Below are 17632 nucleotides of genomic sequence, written 5' to 3'. Positions count from 1 at the left end.
TTGAAAAAGATTCGTTCTATAGTCGTGAAAAGTTATAAGAGAGGATGGCTGTAAAAAATGCAAAAAAGGTCGAATACCAATTTGAAATACTTAAGTTTAAATATAAAAATATTATTATCTGTTCTGATGATATTCTTGCTGTTTGTATCGATTTTAGCCTTTATTGGTCTAAAGGGTTATGTCAATATAGCAGTTAGTACAGAGCAAAGAAATTTACAAAATATAAATAATGTTGCAATAGATGCATTAGCTTCCGCTAGCCGTGCAAGTCAATATGTAAAAACCAATATTCTAGGAAAGGACGATATAGATGCCTTGGCTTCTGCCAGTGAAATCCAATATGTAGAATCCACTGCTCAAGGAGTGGATGACGAATTAAATAAAATATTGTCTGCCCAAAATTATATAGAAAGCTTAAATATCGGGAAGGAAGGATTTTTTGTAGCATTTAATGAAAAAGGAGAAATAAAATTACACTCAGATATAGGGCATATGCAAAAATATGGATTCGAAATCAAAGGTGACTATTCTTTAATATACGAAGATATACTCAATTATTCCTTAAAAAATACACCTAAGGAAGTTTCAGATAATAATGAGGATTTCCATCGAATGTTCATAGGAGAAGAACGTTTTATATTAGATGGAAAAGATTATTATGCGAGAATTGAGAGGTGGGAAAGTCTCTATATAGCAAGTATATTAGATGAATATTCAATTGTGGCAGAGGCTAAACAGGAAATAATAAAAATACTTATTTTCTTATCCTTTGGAATTATAATTGCTTCAATGATTTTTGTTTATTTAATTAAGAAGCTAGTAGGAGATAAGATGAAAATCATAAGAGATAATGCACAAAAATTTGGCCAAGGTGATTTTGAAAATTTAAGGGAGCTGCAAGTTAGAGTTAGAGATGAAATCTCTGAGACTAATAAAGTTTTAATAGATTCTTCTAAAAATATGATGGATATAATAAAGACCTTAAGTCAGAATAGTGAAGAATTGTTACTAAAAGGAGAAACTTTACAAGATTTAAGTAGAAGCTATAGTATTGGAAGCAAAGAAATTGTAATTGCAGTAGATGAGATTGCAAGTGGAAGTGAGAAACAAGCACATGAAACTATGAAAGGTTTAGAAGAGTTGAGTTTATTGAAAGAAATAATTGATGAAGAACAGGAAAAGTTAAAAATATTAAATTTAAGAATTGAAGATATAGACAAGCTCAAGGAAGAAGGAAATGAAATAATAGAAACCTTAGTAGAATATACAAATAGAAGCAATGAAGCAGCTATACAAGTGAAACATGTTATAGATCAATCTAATTTTAATGCTAATAAGATAGAAGAGGCAAGTGCAAAAATAAAAGGAATAGCTAATCAAACCAATCTTTTAGCACTTAATGCAAGCATAGAGGCCGCTAGGGTAGGGGAATATGGAAAAGGTTTTGCAGTTGTGGCAGATGAAATAAGGAAATTGTCAGAAGAATCTAGTGTATTTGCTTTAGAGATTGAAGATATTATAAAAGATCTATTGTTGGGATCTGAAAAGGCAGTAGATCTAATGAATGGAGTTAGGGAAGAAGCAGAATATCAAACCAATAGTGTAGAAAGAACAGGAGAAAAATTCCATAGAATAAGAGAAAAAATAGAAGAAATAAAGAATGTAATAGATGAACTTAATGAAAGTGGTAGTATCCTTGAAGCAAGGAAAGAGGAAATAGCAGAAGTAATAGAGCATTTAAGTGCTATTGCACAGGAAAACAATGCGAATACAGAAGAAGTCAGCGCAAAGGTAGAAGAACAAAATAACAGTACTTTGAAATTAGAAGACTTGAGTAATAACTTAAGAATGGTGTCTGAAAGCTTAATGAGTAAGCTAGAGATACTGTATAGCACTAAGTGAGTATGATTATTTTAATAAATATTCACAGTGATATTTTATTTTTTTAAATAAATTAACTATAATATATCTTTCAAAAAAGATTTAGCTTCACAAAGTAAGAGGAGTTGTTGATATGGATGTTTTCAGAGTATATGATTTAAATGGCTATTTAGAAGGGCTTAACAGATTATTTGATGTTGTTAGGATAGTAAATCCTATATCGAAGAAAGTTATTTATCAAAATGGAGAGGGAGAGACCATAATTCATGGAGATGATTGCTATGAATTTTGGGAGAAAGGAAAGGTGTGTGATAATTGTATATCTGCCAGAGCATTTACAGAAAGAAAGAGTTTTACAAAAATTGAATACAAAGGTGATGGAGTATATATGGTTATGGCATCTCCAATTATATTTGGAGATGATATGTATATATTAGAGATACTGAAAGATCTTACTGAAACAGGGATCGTGACAGGGTTAAGTGGATTAAGTCTCAAAGAATCTACAGATATTATAGCTAAGCTCAATGAAAAAGTTATGAAAGATGATTTAACGGGAGCATATAATAGGCGATATATAAATGAAAAGTTGCCATCTGATATTTTTTATGCAGCAAGAAGCAATGAAAAAATTTCTGTTATTATGCTAGATATCGATTATTTCAAGGAAATAAATGATATCTATGGACATCTTGCTGGAGACTTAGTGCTAAAAGAAGTAACTAGTATAATAAAATCTAAAATTAGAAGAAATTATGACTGGGTTGCAAGATATGGAGGAGATGAATTTCTTATAGTTTTAAAAAATTCCGATAAAAAGGCATCTGATATGATTATAAAAGAAATTCAAATGGCATTAAGGAATAAGGTGATTAAATTTGATAATTATACAATTGGTTTAACCCTTAGCTTTGGGACTTATATAGTAGAACCAGGAACTAAGGATTTTGATGAAGTTCTCTATATAGTTGATAATAATTTAAATATGGCAAAAGAGTATGGGAAGGACAAAGTGATATCATCTTAGTACTGGGTGTAATGGAAGGTGGATTGAATATGGAATATTCATATGAATTGGTGAGATCTAAAAAAGGAGTGCCATTTAAAATATTTATTCATAGTGTAAATAGACTGAAAATGCACTGGCATAGCCAAATGGAAATTATACTAGTATTAAAGGGTTCTATTAATATCAGAATTGGGAGTGAATCTTATCTACTTAAAGAAAATGATTTAATTCTAGTAAATAGTAATGAAATTCATAATACGAGTAAAACTGCGGAGGATAATATTTTAATAGTGCTTCAAGTTAATTTAGATCATAATGTCCATTATTATCCTAAATTTAATGAAATGATATTTGACTGTAAATCCTTTACCTGTAATGAAGAGGAACAAGTAAAATTCGATGTAATTAGAAGACATTTGGCTAAGATATTCTGGGAGATTAATAAAAAGAGAGAAGGATATCAGTTTATAGTAGGCAGTGAAATGAATTTATTGGGCTCCCATTTAATAAATAACTTCGAATACTCCTTTCTGGAAGATGAAAAGGTAGAGGCTATTCACAAAAATATAGATAGACTCAGCAGTATTATAAAATATATAGATGAAAATTTTGAAGAGGGAGTAACACTTCAAGAAGTAGCTGATAATGAGAATCTCAATGTTTATTATGTTTCTCATTTTATTAAGAAAAACTTAGGAATATCATTTCAAGAGTATATAAATAATAAAAGGTTGGATAAAGCTGTAGAATTACTAGTAAATACGAATAAGACAGTAACTGAGATAGCCTTTGAAAGTGGATTTTCTAGCACAAAATCCCTGAATACTCTTTTCAACAAGACATATAATTCTTCACCTTCAGCATATAGAAAAGAAAAAACTAATTTAGATGATATAAGTCATACTGATATAGAAGGAGAAAAGATAAAAAGTAAAACCTATCTAGATGTTGATAGGACTGCAGCTTTTACAAAACTATTTAAATATTTAGAAATGGACTTAGAAATGAAAGAAAAGAAAACTCTAACACTAAAGGATTTCATCAGCATAGACACAAATCAGGATGGAATATACCATAATTTCTATTGGAAGAAACTTACGACATTTGGCAGGGCTGCAGAAGGATTAAGAAAAAATTGGCAAGACCAATTAAAGGAGCTTCAATCTGAAATAGGATTTGAATATATTAGATTTCACGGTATTTTCTCAGATGAAATGATGGTATACAACATAAATGATGATGGAAGTATAGCATATAATTGGTCCTATATAGATGAACTATTTGACTTTTTTAAGGATGTCAATATCAAACCTTTTATTGAATTAGGTTTTATGCCTTCTGAAATAGCAAAATCTGATGAAACTATGTTTTGGTGGAGAGCAAATATATCTGGACCAAGGGACATAAAGCTATGGACGGATTTAATTAGAGAATTCATCAGACATTGTATAAATAGATATGGTTTAAAGGAAGTTGAAACTTGGTATTTTGAGGTCTGGAATGAGCCGGACTTGGAACATGTTTTTTGGATTGGAGGAGAAGAAGAATATTTTAAGTTCTATAAAGAAACTGTATTAGCTATTAAATCTATTTCTAGGGAAATGAAGGTAGGAGGACCTTCTGTTACTTATCAAGTTATAAAGGATGGCAGATGGTTTGAAGACTTCTTAACATATTGTGATAGAAATAAAGTACCTCTGGATTTTGTTTCCTTGCATATTTATCCTGAAGATTTTTCATCTAAGCAAATGGTACAGGATATAATGGTTAGAGCTAAGGCAGGAGAAGATATATTAAAATTAACATCATCATGGAAAGATATGAAAAGAATTTATTTTGATGAAAATCACACCTATGATACATTGAAATCTGTTCATAGCAAAATAAATCAATATTTGCCCTATAAACCTGAGATTCATATAACTGAGTGGAATTCTTCATCCTATGGAAGAAATTTTATTCATGACACATGCTTCGAATCTGTTTTTATTATTAGAAATATTTTGAAATCTATAGACGAAGTAAATTCAATTGGATATTGGACGTTTACAGATATTATGGAGGAAACAAAAGCTGGTATTTCCCAGTTTCATGGCGGTTTTGGCTTGATAAACAAAGATGGACTGAAAAAACCATCCTATTTTGCTTATTATCTATTATCTAAATTAGGAGAAAAGATTATAGGGCAGGGTGAAGAATATATCGTAACTAAAAATGATGATGATGTTCAGATTTTAGCCTATAATTTTGCATATTTTGATGAACTTTTTATGAATGGAGATACATCGGCACTAACTAATACTGAAAGATATCTGGTATATGAGGATAAGCCACCCAAGGAGGTAGGTTTCAATATTATAGGGGTCTCAGGACATTATAAGGTTACGAGATATAAGTTAAATAGAGAACATGGATCTCCATTTGACGAATGGGTAAAGATGGGAGCTCCTGAAAATCTGACAAAAGAAGAAATACAATATCTTAAGGGGAGAGCTAATCCCAAAATATCTGTAGAGTATATGGAGATAGGGGGAGAATACTCTGATAATTTATATATTCCAGTACATGGAGTGGAGCTTATAATACTAGAGAAGCAAACATAGTTGGAGGTGAACATTACTGTTATGGATGTGTTCTTAGCTCGACAACCTATTTTTGATTCTGAACAAAAGGTTAGTGCTTATGAAATTTTATATAGAAGTGGACTCGTAAACAATTTTGATGGAATTGACGGAGATGAGGCTTCTAGGGAAGTAATCTTTAATACATTTCAGACCTTTGGTATTGAAAACTTAACAAATGCAAAGCCAGTATTTATCAATTTTACAGAGAGTTTAATAAATGACGAAACAGCCACACTTTTTTCTAAGGACCTTCTTGTGGTAGAAATACTAGAGGATGTACTACCCAGTGAGCAGGTCATAGAAAATAGTAAATCCCTAAAAGAAATGGGATATAAAATTGCATTAGATGATTTTATATATAAACCAGAATATGAAGAGTTAATAGAATTAGCAGATATAGTAAAAATTGATTTTTTGCTATCAGATAAAGAAGAAATCAAGAGACTTAGTAGAGATTTAAAGAAGCGAAATATAGAACTATTAGCAGAAAAGGTTGAAACCCGAGAAGATTTTGAATATGCAAAAAAACTTGGATTCTCTTTATTCCAAGGATTTTTCTTTAGTAAACCAGAAATAGTGATATCAAAAAAGATACAGCCAATTAAAGCTACTTGCTTGCAATTGGTTAGCAAAGTAAATGAAAAAGAAATAGATTTTGGTAAAATTGCCAATATAGTATCCATGGATTTGTCATTGACCTACAATCTACTAAAATTAGTGAATTCTGCAGCATTTGGATTTAGATATAGGATTAAATCAGTTAAACATGCTGTAGTAGCACTTGGAGAAAGAGAAATAAAAAAGTGGATATATCTTGTCGTAGTAAATACTATAGGAGAAGATGAGCCAGACGAACTAACTAGATTATCACTCATCAGAGCTAGATTTGCTGAATTAATAGCAATCAATACTAGATACAAGAAACAATCAGAGGAGATGTTCTTACTAGGATTATTCTCGTTGCTAGATGTTATTTTAAGAAGACCTATTAGTGAAGTGCTAGATGAAGTAAAAGCATCAAATGTGATAAAAGCGGCTTTAATAGATGGAAATGGGGAAATTGGGATCATATATAAAATGATAATAGCTTATGAAAAAGCAGAATGGGATGAGGTTCTTTTATATGCAGAAAGTTTAGATATTGACTGCTATTTAATTGTTAAGGCATATATGGATGCATTGCTATGGTACAACAAATTGGTAGGATAAAGTATTTATATTTTAGAACAGCAAAAAAAGGTATAAATTTCAACAAAATTGACATATATATGAAATTTATAATGACATATCATAAGAATGATATGTTGAAAAATAAAGAAAGGGGGAAGATATATGAAGAAAAGTAAAACAAGAGTGGTACTCATGGTTGCGTTAGCTATGTTGTTACAGATAATCGGGCCTGCAGCACAATCAGTCTATGCTGAGATAGCAAAAGGACCTTTTTCAATGACAGAGAGACCAATAGGTGAAGATGGCATAGCAAGATTAGACTGGGAATTTGCTCTGGATTCTAATAATAGAGTAGTAGAATATACCTATATTGGTAGCTTTACTTTGGAAAACAAAGTGCCAGAAACTGACTTAATAGCAGAAGATGATGAAGAAACAGTAATAGGAAGTTACAGTATATCTACAGATGGAGAAGTGACTGTAAAAATCAACCGAGATCTATATGAAGGTTTAGAAGATAAGGAAGAAGAAACATCTACAGTTCCAGAAGATGAAACAGAAGAAACAGATGATACAGAAGTAGAAGATACACTTACAGAGAAAGAGAATGAAGAATTACAAGAAGAAAAAGTAGAAGGTGAAGAAGCCTCAGATGGAGAAGAAACACCTAGTGAGGGACGAGAGCCTACTATATTAGAAAATGAAGAAATTAGCTTCATAGGAAAGACATCCGCTATGCTAGCATCTGCAACAGATAATCTAGGAGATTTATTTGTAGGGGATGAAGAAGCAAAGGTAGTAAAATTTACTGGAACTATGGAAGTTGGAGGTGCTAGTGAGAAGGTTAAACCTACTATAATGGCTAGACTTGGGGTGACTAGTGAGGGTAATGATCTAGGAGAGATATTTGAGTTTGAATTCTTCAGACTTGGTGGAAAAGATGGTACTAATATTAATGAGGGTGAAATAATAGAGATAGGGCCTGATACCATAGTAACACTTGGATACAAATGGGATACACAAGGACTTGATGCAAAAAATGGAGATACGGCAACTATACAGTTACCAGATGTGTTTAAAGCCATGGATATAACAACTCCTCAAAATATAATAGTTGAGGGAACTATTGTTGGAACGTATACTATCATTGGTAGTGAACTAAGGTTTATATTCAACGAAAACATTGAAATAGCAGAGACTAAAAATGGTTTCGTAAACCTTGGATTAGAGTTTAACCTAGAAAAATTTGAAGAAAATATAGAGCAAGAGATTGAATTCAATGATAAGAAAAATACAACTCTAAAGGTAATAGCAAAACCAAGCGGAGATATAAGGGGCATAGATAAAGAAGGTCATCCAGATAAAAAACATGATGCAAAGGAGATCACATGGACTATAGATATTATCAATACTAGTGATAAGGAGATAACAAATGCAACGGTAAAAGACATAATTCCAGATGGATTAGGTTCACCAAGAGATTTCAAAGTAAATGAACTAATTATAGGGCTTGAAGGAGATAAATCTCTTGGCAGTTCAGTCACAGTAGCACCAAATATGATTGATAATGAATTTAGTATTGGATTTAACAATATAGCACCATATAAAGGCTATAGGATTGTGTATACCACTACAATTGAAGATTATTCCAAAGACACCTTTACAAATGATGCAACTTTTAGTTATGATGATAAAGAACTATCAGCAGATGCTACAGTGGGTGGATTTACAAGAAGTAATCCTATAGAAAAAGATGGCTGGCGAGTTGGCAATACTGATGAAATTGAATGGCGTATATATGTAAATAAATCTGGCAATGAAATAAAAGATGCTAAAGTTGAGGATAATTTGCCAGAAGGATTGAAGATTGTAGAAGGTACTATAGAAGTTTATAGAAATGGTACTAAAATAAATGATGGAAGTATTGAGACAACAGGATTTCCAATAGAATTAGGGGATTTAGCATCAACTGATGAGTATGAAATAAGATTTAAAACAAGTATTGATTATTCAGATGTAAATGGTGGAGATTATCAAAAAAATAATGAATTTACTAATAAAACTGAACTATATAGTGGAGAAGCCAAAGTAGGAAATGCAGAGAAACAGGTTGATATAGTAAGAGATCCTATTCTTAAAAAAGTAGGTAAATCCAATGTAGATTATGATAATAAAACTCTTACTTGGACTGTTCATGTAAATGAAGCTGGACACCCACTAAGTAATGTAGTCTTAACAGACTATATACCAAAAGGATTGAGTATCAAAGCAGAGGATATCACTATCGCTGGTATGACTGCCGAAAATATAACAATAACTCCTATCACTGATGGAGTGCACAAGGATAAAACAGAGGTTAAGATAGAATTAGGTGATATAGGTACAGAAAAGATTACAGTAACCTATACAACCAAAATTGAAGATTTTACAATAAATGGGTTTAGCAATATTGCAGGATTGACAGGGATTGGTGTTGGGGAAGGTGGAACGATAAATCCTGTACCAATCAATCCACCGGCTAATAGCTTTGGTAAAAGCTTTAAATCTGTAGACTATAATGCTAAGACCATGAATTGGGAACTTAGGGTTAATCCAATAAGAGAAGCGATAAATGAACTAGAAATAGAGGATACCTTCCCAAGTAGAGGGTTAATATTGTTGCCTGATTCGGTAATAGTTAAAGTTGAGGGAACAGGAGGAAGAACTTTTGCTAAAGGTACAGATTATACTCTTGAACCTCGAGAAGATGGCTATCACAAGGGCTTTATTATTAAGCTTAAGGAATCCGCATTACCATTAAATAATATTTTGTCGATAACTTATACAACTTCCTATGACCCAGAAGCAGAAATTGAAGGTAATACACCAGAGCCTAATGATAACATCGATGAAACTTATAGAAACAAAGCTAAATTCACATGGGAAACAATAAATGGTAATTCCGGCTCAATAGAAAGGGATGCATCTCATAAGGTTAGACAAGATTCTTGGAATAGTGGTAAGAAGGAAGGTCAATTAATACATTTTGATAGTGGAGTAAAGAAAAATGGCTGGATTAGTGGTACTGAGAGAAAGACAGCTTGGCAGCTATATATTAACTATCAAAAACAAAATCTTGGAACCGGTGTTAAAGTTATCGATACTTTAGCTTATGATGGAACCATTGATGAGGATAGTATAGAAGTATTCGTTTATGACGTAAATTCTGGTGGAACCACTACGAACACAGGAACAAAGTTGGATGCTAGTAATTATACAGTTGTCGTTGATGATAAGACATTTATCTTAACCTTCAATAATGATTTCGAAGTAAAAGAAAGATATGTAATAGAATTTACAACCACAGTACCTGATGTATCAGAAGCGAAATATATTAACAACGCTACAGTCAAAGTTGGAGGAAAGGACTATGATTATTCTGCAACAATTGACTATAGTAAGCACAACGATTTCCTAGAAAAAGGAGCAGTTGGTGTAAAGGATAAGAAGGTGTTTACAGGAGATGAAGTTAACTGGGAAGTTAATGTTAATGAAAGTCTATCAATAATCAAAGATGCAAAGATAGTTGACACCATGAGTCCAGGACTTGTATATGTAGGAGATAGCCTTGAAATCTTTAGATTAGAAGGTTCAACTGAGGTTAAATTAATCAAGGGTACAGATTATAACCTTGATGTAAATACAGATGCTGACGAAACAGTTCTAACCATAGACTTTGTCAAAGACGTTGAAAATATCTTGATACTAAGATACAAAACTATTGTAACAAAAACAGATGGAGAAGTATTCAATAATGTAGAATTTGCTGGAACAGGTATTGAGAAAAAGACCATACCAGTTGAAAAACTAAAAGTAAGACAATTCTCTGATGCAGGTGGAGAGTGGGATCCAAATAGAGGAGCATTAAGGATCACTAAAGTAGATTCAGAGGAAAACGAAGTTATAACTAGCAGTGAAGCTACATTTACACTATGGTACGATTTAAATGGCAAAAGAATTCAATTTGGTGATGCAGAGTATACTACTGAAAGTGGTATATTAACTATAGGAAACCTACCTTTTAGAACCTACTATTTAAGAGAAGAAGTAGCACCAAATGGATATGTTAGATCAGAAGAAGAAATGGAAATAGTAGTAAATAAGGCATATGATAAAAACGAAGAGAATATTGCAGTAGGAAGCTTTGAAAATACCAAAGAAAAAATAGAAGTAAAAGGAACCAAAGTATGGAACGGCGGAGCAGATCCAAGACCAACAACATGGTTTAAACTATACAGACAAATAGGTACTGAAGAAGCAGTAGAAGTACTAGGTGCAGGAATCAAAGAACTTTCAAATGGTATAACAGAGGTGACTTGGGAAAACTTAGACAAAACCAATATTGACGGTACACAATATATTTACTCTGTTAAAGAAGTGAATGAACAAGGTGAAGATTCTTCCCCTGAAAACTATGTAAAAGCAGAGAATGGTCTAGAGGTAACCAATCATTATGTTAGTCCTACAGATGCAAGTGCTAGAGCAATTAAGAAATGGGACGGCGGAGAAAACCCAAGACCAACAATATGGTTCAAGCTATATAGACAAATAGGTAGTGAAGAAGCTGCAGAAGTGCCAGGTTCTGAAATCAAAGAATTGCTAGATGGCACAACAGAAGTAGTTTGGACTGGTCTTACAAAGACGGATGAAAAGGGAAATAAATATATCTTTAGTGTAAAAGAAGTAGATAAAGATGGTAATGACTTTGAACCAGAAGATTATAAAAAGGCAGAATCTGGTCTGAAGGTAATGAACATCTATACTAAGACTTCAGTTACAGGCAAAAAGGTGTGGATTGGCGGACCAAGGATAAAGCCGACTATAGAATTGCAGCTATACAAAGATGGTGAACCGTTTGGTGTACCAGTGAAATTAGAAGACGGAAAAACAGAATATACTTGGGATGAATTAGACAGGATGGATATTGATGGAAATGAATACGAGTATACCATAGACGAGGTTAAAGTACCAAGTGGATATAGAAAATCAATATCAGAAGATGGTCTAACAATAACTAACAGATATATACCACCAGTAGACCCAGACCCAGAAAAACCAATAGATCCAAAACCGCCGGTGGATCCGGACCCAGAAAAACCAACAGATCCAGAACCACCAACAAAACCACCAGTGGATCCAGAGAAACCTGTTGAACCTGAGAAACCAGTAGATCCAGAAAAACCAACAGAACCAACAGAACCTACTGAACCAACAGAGCCTACAGATCCAACGGAGCCAACAGAACCAGAGGAGCCTGAAATACCAATAGTTATTACACCTCCTAAAGGTGGAATTGTTGAGTTTGATAAAGATGGCAAATGGAAATATACTCCAAATCCAGGTTTTACGGGTAAAGATAGCTTTGTCATAAAACATCCAGATGGAACAGAGGAATTGATAGAAATAGACGTAGAAGCTCCATTAGGTGGGATAGAAAAAGAAACCTTACCAAAGACAGGGCAAGCTAATTCAATATTAATGTATCTTGCAGGATTATTCTTCATAGTAGTAGGAATAATTCTAAGAAAAAAGATAGCATAACAAACTAAGGCAGAGAATATTCATATTCTCTGCTTTTTGTACGTAATAAACATTAGTTTTAAACAATGGAATTTGGGTATATAATGGATATAAAATTATATAAAAATTTCAAATAAGTAGGACAAAATTCCTATTCACTTAAATAAAATAATATGGTAAACTATAGAAAATAAATATAATTTATTGGTGCTTTCCACCGATAAAGGCAAATCTAGTGAAAGCTAGAGACGCAAAGCTAAAGGGCCTTCCTTAGAAATAAGATGGCAGCCAGTTACCGAAAGGAGAGTTTTTTATGTTCAAAAAACATAGGATTATACTCTTACTAGTTATCACTTTATTACTATTCTCAGCAGTAGCTCAAGCAGCTGATGATTATATTGATAAATCCCAAATAAATAGTGGAGTAATAAAAATCAACAATAATAATGGCAAGGTTGGAGCAGTAAGAGTTAGCAAAGGCAGTACAAGCTATGATTATATATTAAAAGGAAACGATACTATACCTTTACAACTTGGAAATGGTGAATACACTATATTGGTATTAGAAAGTGTAGGGGGAAATAAGTTCAAGCAAATTGCAAAGGAAACTATTGCACTAAAATCAGTAGATTCAAATGAAATATATTTACAATCTATTCAAATGATCAATTGGAATAACGATATGGATGCCATAAAAAAGGCAAAGGAACTAACTAAAAACGCTAAAAATGATAAGGAAAAGGTAGAAGTTATTTACAACTATATCATAACTAATATAAGCTATGATAATGATAAGGCAAGTAATTTAAGTTCCAATTATATACCAAAAATAGATGAAACATTGAAATCACAAACAGGAATATGTTATGATTATGCATCTTTATTGGCAGGAATGCTTAGATCTGTAGGAGTGCCTACTAAATTAGTTATGGGACGTAAGAATGATATTAAAGAATATCATGCATGGAACCAAGTATATTTGGCAGATAACAATGAATGGGTTAATATAGATACAACGTATGATGCTGGACTTAAAAAAGGGAATGCAGCTACTACTATGATAAAAGATGAAAAAGATTATAAAATAGAAAAAGAATATTAAAATAAAAAGGGAACTTATCATTGATAAGATCCCTTTTTTAGATATTATATTATTTATCCTTTAACATCTTAATAGCCTTTGTAATTTTTATAGGATTACCGTATATTAAAGTACCCAATCTATATATCTTAGCCCCAAATATTCCAGTAATGATAGTTGATACAGCTAATATCAATAGAGAAGTTACTATTTGTAAACTTGATACATTTCCCATAGATACCCTTACAAACATTGCCATAAAGGATGTAAATGGAATAAATGAAGCTACTTTTAATGCATACATATCTGGGTTTGTAAGACCCATCATAGAGATAAAGAAAGCAACAATAAATACTATAGTAAGCGGTGTTGAGCTTGTACCTACATCTTCAGTTCTAGATACTAAGGCACCAATGACACCATAGATAAATAGATAGAAAAGATATCCTAATATTCCAAAGATAGAAAATGTAGCCAATACATTTCCGGGAATGTTAAAGATAAAGTCTAAATTATTATCCCAAGCTTGGATATTTAATTTATAAGTTATACTAGCTACCAAAATCAAAGCACCGAACTGTATTATTCCAGCCAAAGCGCCAGCTATTACCTTACCGAATATAAGATTTTTTGTACTGGTGCTAGTTACTAAGATTTCCATAGTACGATTGCTCTTTTCACTAGCTACTGAAGTAGCTGTCAACTGACCATAGAATAGTACAACAAAATATAATCCAAAGATTAATATATAAGTATATAAATAATTTTTCATACCATCCTTACCTAAGACAGTAGTTTCATATTCCATAGGTATATTATAAACTTCCATGACTTCATTATAATCTATACCTTTTTCTGAAAAAGTTTTATTTCTAAATAGATTTAATAAAGCGCTTTCAAATGTAAACCTATTCCCATCATCCATACTAGTATTTTTTACTAGATATTCATAATTTGTAGGGCTGTTAACTATAAATCCTGCAGTTATATTATCTGATATAACTAAATTACTTAACTCATCTTCATTTTTTACGTTGATTAATTCATTATCTGGCAATTGAGATTGTAACTCATCTAATTTAATTGTATCTTTCTTAATTAAAACCCCATATTTAATTTTAGAATCAGTATAAGATATTTCTTCTTTCTTTTTATCACCGAAAATTGGTTTACCAAAAGCATCCATTATAGTTGGTATAGTAAGCCCGATTATTACTAATAAACATAGGATAATAGTAGAAACCTTAAATACCTTATTTTTTAGGAAATTAAATAATTCAAATTTAAGCACTGTCAAAAGACCTCTCATTACTTATCACCTACCTTTTGTACAAATATATCTGTGAGAGTTGGCTCATATACTGAAAACTTTTCAATATCAATATTAAGTCCTATTAAGTTATTTAACAGCTCATTTTTTGTTTTACCATTGATTAATTCAATAATCAAATAATCATTTTTAGATTCAAGTATTTCTATATCTTTTACTTTATTAAATAAAACATTTTGTAATTCATCAATATTAAGATTAACAGCACTTAAAGTTATCCTATTAGCACCATACTCTTTTTTTATAGATTTTAGATTTCCTGTCAAAACTATATCACCTTTGTTTATAAGAGCAATTTCTTCACAAAATTCCTCTACATAGGTCATTTGATGGCTAGAGAAGATAACCAATTTTTGCTCATCTATTAATTCATTAATTACATCTTTAAGTATCTGAGAGTTAACAGGATCTAGACCACTAAAGGGTTCGTCTAGTACAATTATATCTGGATTACATAGTAGTGTCTCTGCTATCTGTACCTTTTGTTGATTACCCTTAGAAAGAGTTTCTAGCTTTTTATCTTTATATTCTAATACACCTAGTTTTTCTAGCCAATACAAAGTATTTTCCTTAGCCTCTTTTCTAGATAATCCTCTTAATTCTCCAAAATAAATAAGTTGGTCTAATATCTTTTGCTTAGGATATAAGCCTCTTTCTTCGGGAAGATATCCAATTGAATGTTCAGTAGGATTAAAAGTTTTTCCATCTAAAAGGATCTCTCCTTCATTTGCATCAAATAATCCCATAAGTATTCTAATAGTTGTAGTTTTACCAGCACCATTTCTACCAAGGAATCCCAATGCTTTGCCACTTGTTATTGAAAAAGATACGCCATGTAATACTTCAGTGCCTGAAAAACTTTTACGTATATTCTTTATCTCAAGTATCATAAAATCATCCCCTTTATGAAATATATATTTTAAATTATAGGGTATAGGAATTAGTAAAACAAGGGAAAATCTTGTAAAAAGGAATGAAGTAAGCAATATAATTACTTTAGTCATTATTTTAATATATCTTACTTTTTTATCTTTCATAAATCTAAATGTCATAAGATAAAAGCTAGATAATTAAATCTGTTGGACAATAGTGGGATAATTTGGTAAAGTAATATATAGATATTATGTAAGTAAACAATAGAGAACGGTGGTATATTATGGATTATAAAAATATCATTGAGCTGATAATCAATAATTTAGAAGAAGGCATAATAGTTGTAGATTCAAATCTAAATATTAGATACTTCAATGAATCATCTAGAAACATTACAGGATTTGATCCTAAAGAAGCAATAGGAAAAAATATTCTTCAAGTATTTCCAAACATTAAAAAAGAAAACAGCACTTTTCATAAAGTAATTAATAGTAAAATGCCTATAATTGAGCATGTTCAAAACTATATTAATTATGTGGGAAAAAGTGTTTCAATAGTTACATCTACAATTCCAATAATTAATGATGGTAAAATTGAGGGAGCAATTGAAATCTTTAAGGATTTGACCAATGTAGTTGAATTATCAGAGAAGATACTTATGCTTCAAAGCACATTACATGGCAAAGATGCAGGGTTTAATAAGTTTTTTCAAAATGGAACACAATACCATTTATCTGATATGATTGGTCAAAGTAAATTGATAAATGAACTAAAGTTAAAAGTACAAAAAGTTGCTAATAGCAATTCACCAGTATTTGTGTTCGGAGAGACAGGTACAGGGAAAGAATTAGTAGTACAAGGATTACATAATTTAAGCCATAGGAGAAACAAGCCTTTTATTGCACAAAACTGTGGAGCGTTACCTGAAAACTTACTTGAAAGTATACTTTTTGGCACAGTACAGGGAAGTTTCACTGGTGCCAAGGATAAGCAGGGACTATTTGAGCTAGCTGATGGAGGTACATTGTTCTTAGACGAATTAAACTCTATGGAATTAGGACTGCAGTCAAAGCTGCTACGTGTGATTGAGGATGGTATGATAAGGAGAGTAGGAAGTACAAAAACTACTGTTGTAGATGTTAGATTAGTTGTGGCTTCTAATGAAGAGGCTAAAAAACTTGTAAAGGAAAATAAACTTAGAGAGGATTTGTACTATAGATTAAATGTAATAAATTTAAATATACCACCTCTTAGGGATAGAAAAGAAGATATTCCGATTTTAGTTGAACACTTTATTAAGATTTGTAATGATAAAATGAATAAATCCGTTAAATCAGTGGATAAGCATGTAATGGAATATTTTTCAAATAATGATTGGCCAGGAAATGTAAGAGAGTTACAGAATACCATTGAGAGTTCTATGAATTTTGCCGAGGGTGAGTATATTAGATTAGAAGATCTCCAAACTTATAATGGACCTTATATAAAAAATGTGGAAGTAGAACATTTTGAACATAAAATATCGAAGGATATAGGACTTAAAATGGCAGTAGAAGAATATGAGAAAAGTATTATTAAATTAGCGCTTGACGAAGCAGGTAATAACTATGCTCAGGCAGCAAGAAATCTTAAGATACCAAAACAAACACTTTACAGCAAATTAAAAAAATATGAAATAGATCCAAAGAATTAAATTCTATTATAATGTCGAATTTAGTCTGAAATTTCATACTAATTTTAAAACAACTAAGAGAAAGTATTAAATTTAATACTTTCTCTTAGTTGTTTTTTATTTGGATTTATAAATACATTGATATCACTACACTTTATTAAAGTGAAAAAATGGCATGAAGATTGCTATATAAATAAGATAGATGGAGGTGAATAAAAGGTATTATAATAACCAATTTAATTTTCATTATTAAAAATTATGAGAGAGGTAGATTTATTTATGTTCAAATTCATTATTAAAAGAATAGCGTATTCTGATGTGACCCCAATAAGTTAGACTTTGTAGCGTAGTAGTTTTGTGAACTGCTACGCTATTTTTTATGCAGCCGAAAGGCTAAGTCTGTATTCTACAGGACTCATCCATCCAAGCTTCT

9 protein-coding genes and 1 riboswitch are annotated in these 17632 nt (G+C 31.5%); of the genes, 7 read left to right on the top strand and 2 right to left on the bottom strand.

The genetic code is table 11. The features are described 5' to 3' along the window. Positions 1 to 57 precede the first annotated feature (57 nt). From KQI38_RS18725 to KQI38_RS18700, 6 genes are all read left to right on the top strand, one after another. Positions 58 to 1902, top strand: a complete 1845-nt coding sequence (locus KQI38_RS18725) for a methyl-accepting chemotaxis protein (protein ID WP_216562151.1) — start codon at positions 58 to 60, stop codon at positions 1900 to 1902. 112 nt (positions 1903 to 2014) lie between these two features. Beyond that, entirely contained in the window at positions 2015 to 2908 is an 894-nt protein-coding gene (locus KQI38_RS18720) for a GGDEF domain-containing protein (RefSeq protein ID WP_094902411.1), read from the top strand. A 29-nt stretch (positions 2909 to 2937) separates the two neighbouring features. Further along, on the top strand, positions 2938 to 5493 hold the full coding sequence (locus tag KQI38_RS18715; protein WP_216562148.1) for a GH39 family glycosyl hydrolase: 2556 nt from the start codon (positions 2938 to 2940) through the stop codon (positions 5491 to 5493). Positions 5494 to 5514: 21 nt separating this feature from the next. Then, positions 5515 to 6723: an EAL and HDOD domain-containing protein gene (locus KQI38_RS18710; RefSeq protein ID WP_216562145.1), complete on the top strand. Its 1209-nt coding sequence runs from the start codon at positions 5515 to 5517 to the stop codon at positions 6721 to 6723. Positions 6724 to 6846: 123 nt separating this feature from the next. Continuing rightward, on the top strand, positions 6847 to 12264 hold the full coding sequence (locus tag KQI38_RS18705; protein ID WP_216562142.1) for a collagen binding domain-containing protein: 5418 nt from the start codon (positions 6847 to 6849) through the stop codon (positions 12262 to 12264). A gap of 194 nt (positions 12265 to 12458) precedes the next feature. Continuing rightward, a riboswitch (cyclic di-GMP riboswitch) is annotated at positions 12459 to 12543 on the top strand. A 13-nt stretch (positions 12544 to 12556) separates the two neighbouring features. Continuing rightward, complete coding sequence (locus KQI38_RS18700) at positions 12557 to 13345, top strand: transglutaminase-like domain-containing protein (RefSeq protein ID WP_094902421.1); 789 nt, start codon at positions 12557 to 12559, stop codon at positions 13343 to 13345. A 49-nt stretch (positions 13346 to 13394) separates the two neighbouring features. Here the strand turns inward: KQI38_RS18700 and KQI38_RS18695 are convergent, their stop codons facing one another. Both KQI38_RS18695 and KQI38_RS18690 read right to left on the bottom strand, forming a co-directional pair. Then, positions 13395 to 14615 (bottom strand): ABC transporter permease, encoded by a 1221-nt coding sequence (locus KQI38_RS18695; RefSeq protein WP_216562139.1) that lies wholly within the window; start codon positions 14613 to 14615, stop codon positions 13395 to 13397. A 17-nt stretch (positions 14616 to 14632) separates the two neighbouring features. Next, complete coding sequence (locus KQI38_RS18690; RefSeq protein WP_094902425.1) at positions 14633 to 15544, bottom strand: ABC transporter ATP-binding protein; 912 nt, start codon at positions 15542 to 15544, stop codon at positions 14633 to 14635. 266 nt (positions 15545 to 15810) lie between these two features. Here KQI38_RS18690 and KQI38_RS18685 point away from each other — a divergent pair, with 266 nt between their 5' ends. Then, entirely contained in the window at positions 15811 to 17220 is a 1410-nt protein-coding gene (locus KQI38_RS18685; RefSeq protein WP_094902427.1) for a sigma-54 interaction domain-containing protein, read from the top strand. Positions 17221 to 17632: the final 412 nt, after the last annotated feature.

Origin of the sequence: Tissierella carlieri (assembly GCF_018917285.1) — a bacterium.
Taxonomy (GTDB): Bacteria; Bacillota; Clostridia; order Tissierellales; family Tissierellaceae; genus Tissierella; species Tissierella carlieri.
Note: the sequence above shows the minus strand (reverse complement) of the source record. Positions and strands in the feature narration are given on the sequence as shown.

What these genes read in the sequence shown, in the direction of transcription:
- KQI38_RS18725 (WP_216562151.1), top strand. Translation starts at nt 58, where the DNA reads ATGCAAAAAAGGTCGAATACCAATTTGAAATACTTAAGTTTAAATATA.
- KQI38_RS18690 (WP_094902425.1), bottom strand. Translation starts at nt 15,544, where the DNA reads ATGATACTTGAGATAAAGAATATACGTAAAAGTTTTTCAGGCACTGAA.
- KQI38_RS18700 (WP_094902421.1), top strand. Translation starts at nt 12,557, where the DNA reads ATGTTCAAAAAACATAGGATTATACTCTTACTAGTTATCACTTTATTA.
- KQI38_RS18720 (WP_094902411.1), top strand. Translation starts at nt 2,015, where the DNA reads ATGGATGTTTTCAGAGTATATGATTTAAATGGCTATTTAGAAGGGCTT.
- KQI38_RS18710 (WP_216562145.1), top strand. Translation starts at nt 5,515, where the DNA reads ATGGATGTGTTCTTAGCTCGACAACCTATTTTTGATTCTGAACAAAAG.
- KQI38_RS18705 (WP_216562142.1), top strand. Translation starts at nt 6,847, where the DNA reads ATGAAGAAAAGTAAAACAAGAGTGGTACTCATGGTTGCGTTAGCTATG.
- KQI38_RS18685 (WP_094902427.1), top strand. Translation starts at nt 15,811, where the DNA reads ATGGATTATAAAAATATCATTGAGCTGATAATCAATAATTTAGAAGAA.
- KQI38_RS18715 (WP_216562148.1), top strand. Translation starts at nt 2,938, where the DNA reads ATGGAATATTCATATGAATTGGTGAGATCTAAAAAAGGAGTGCCATTT.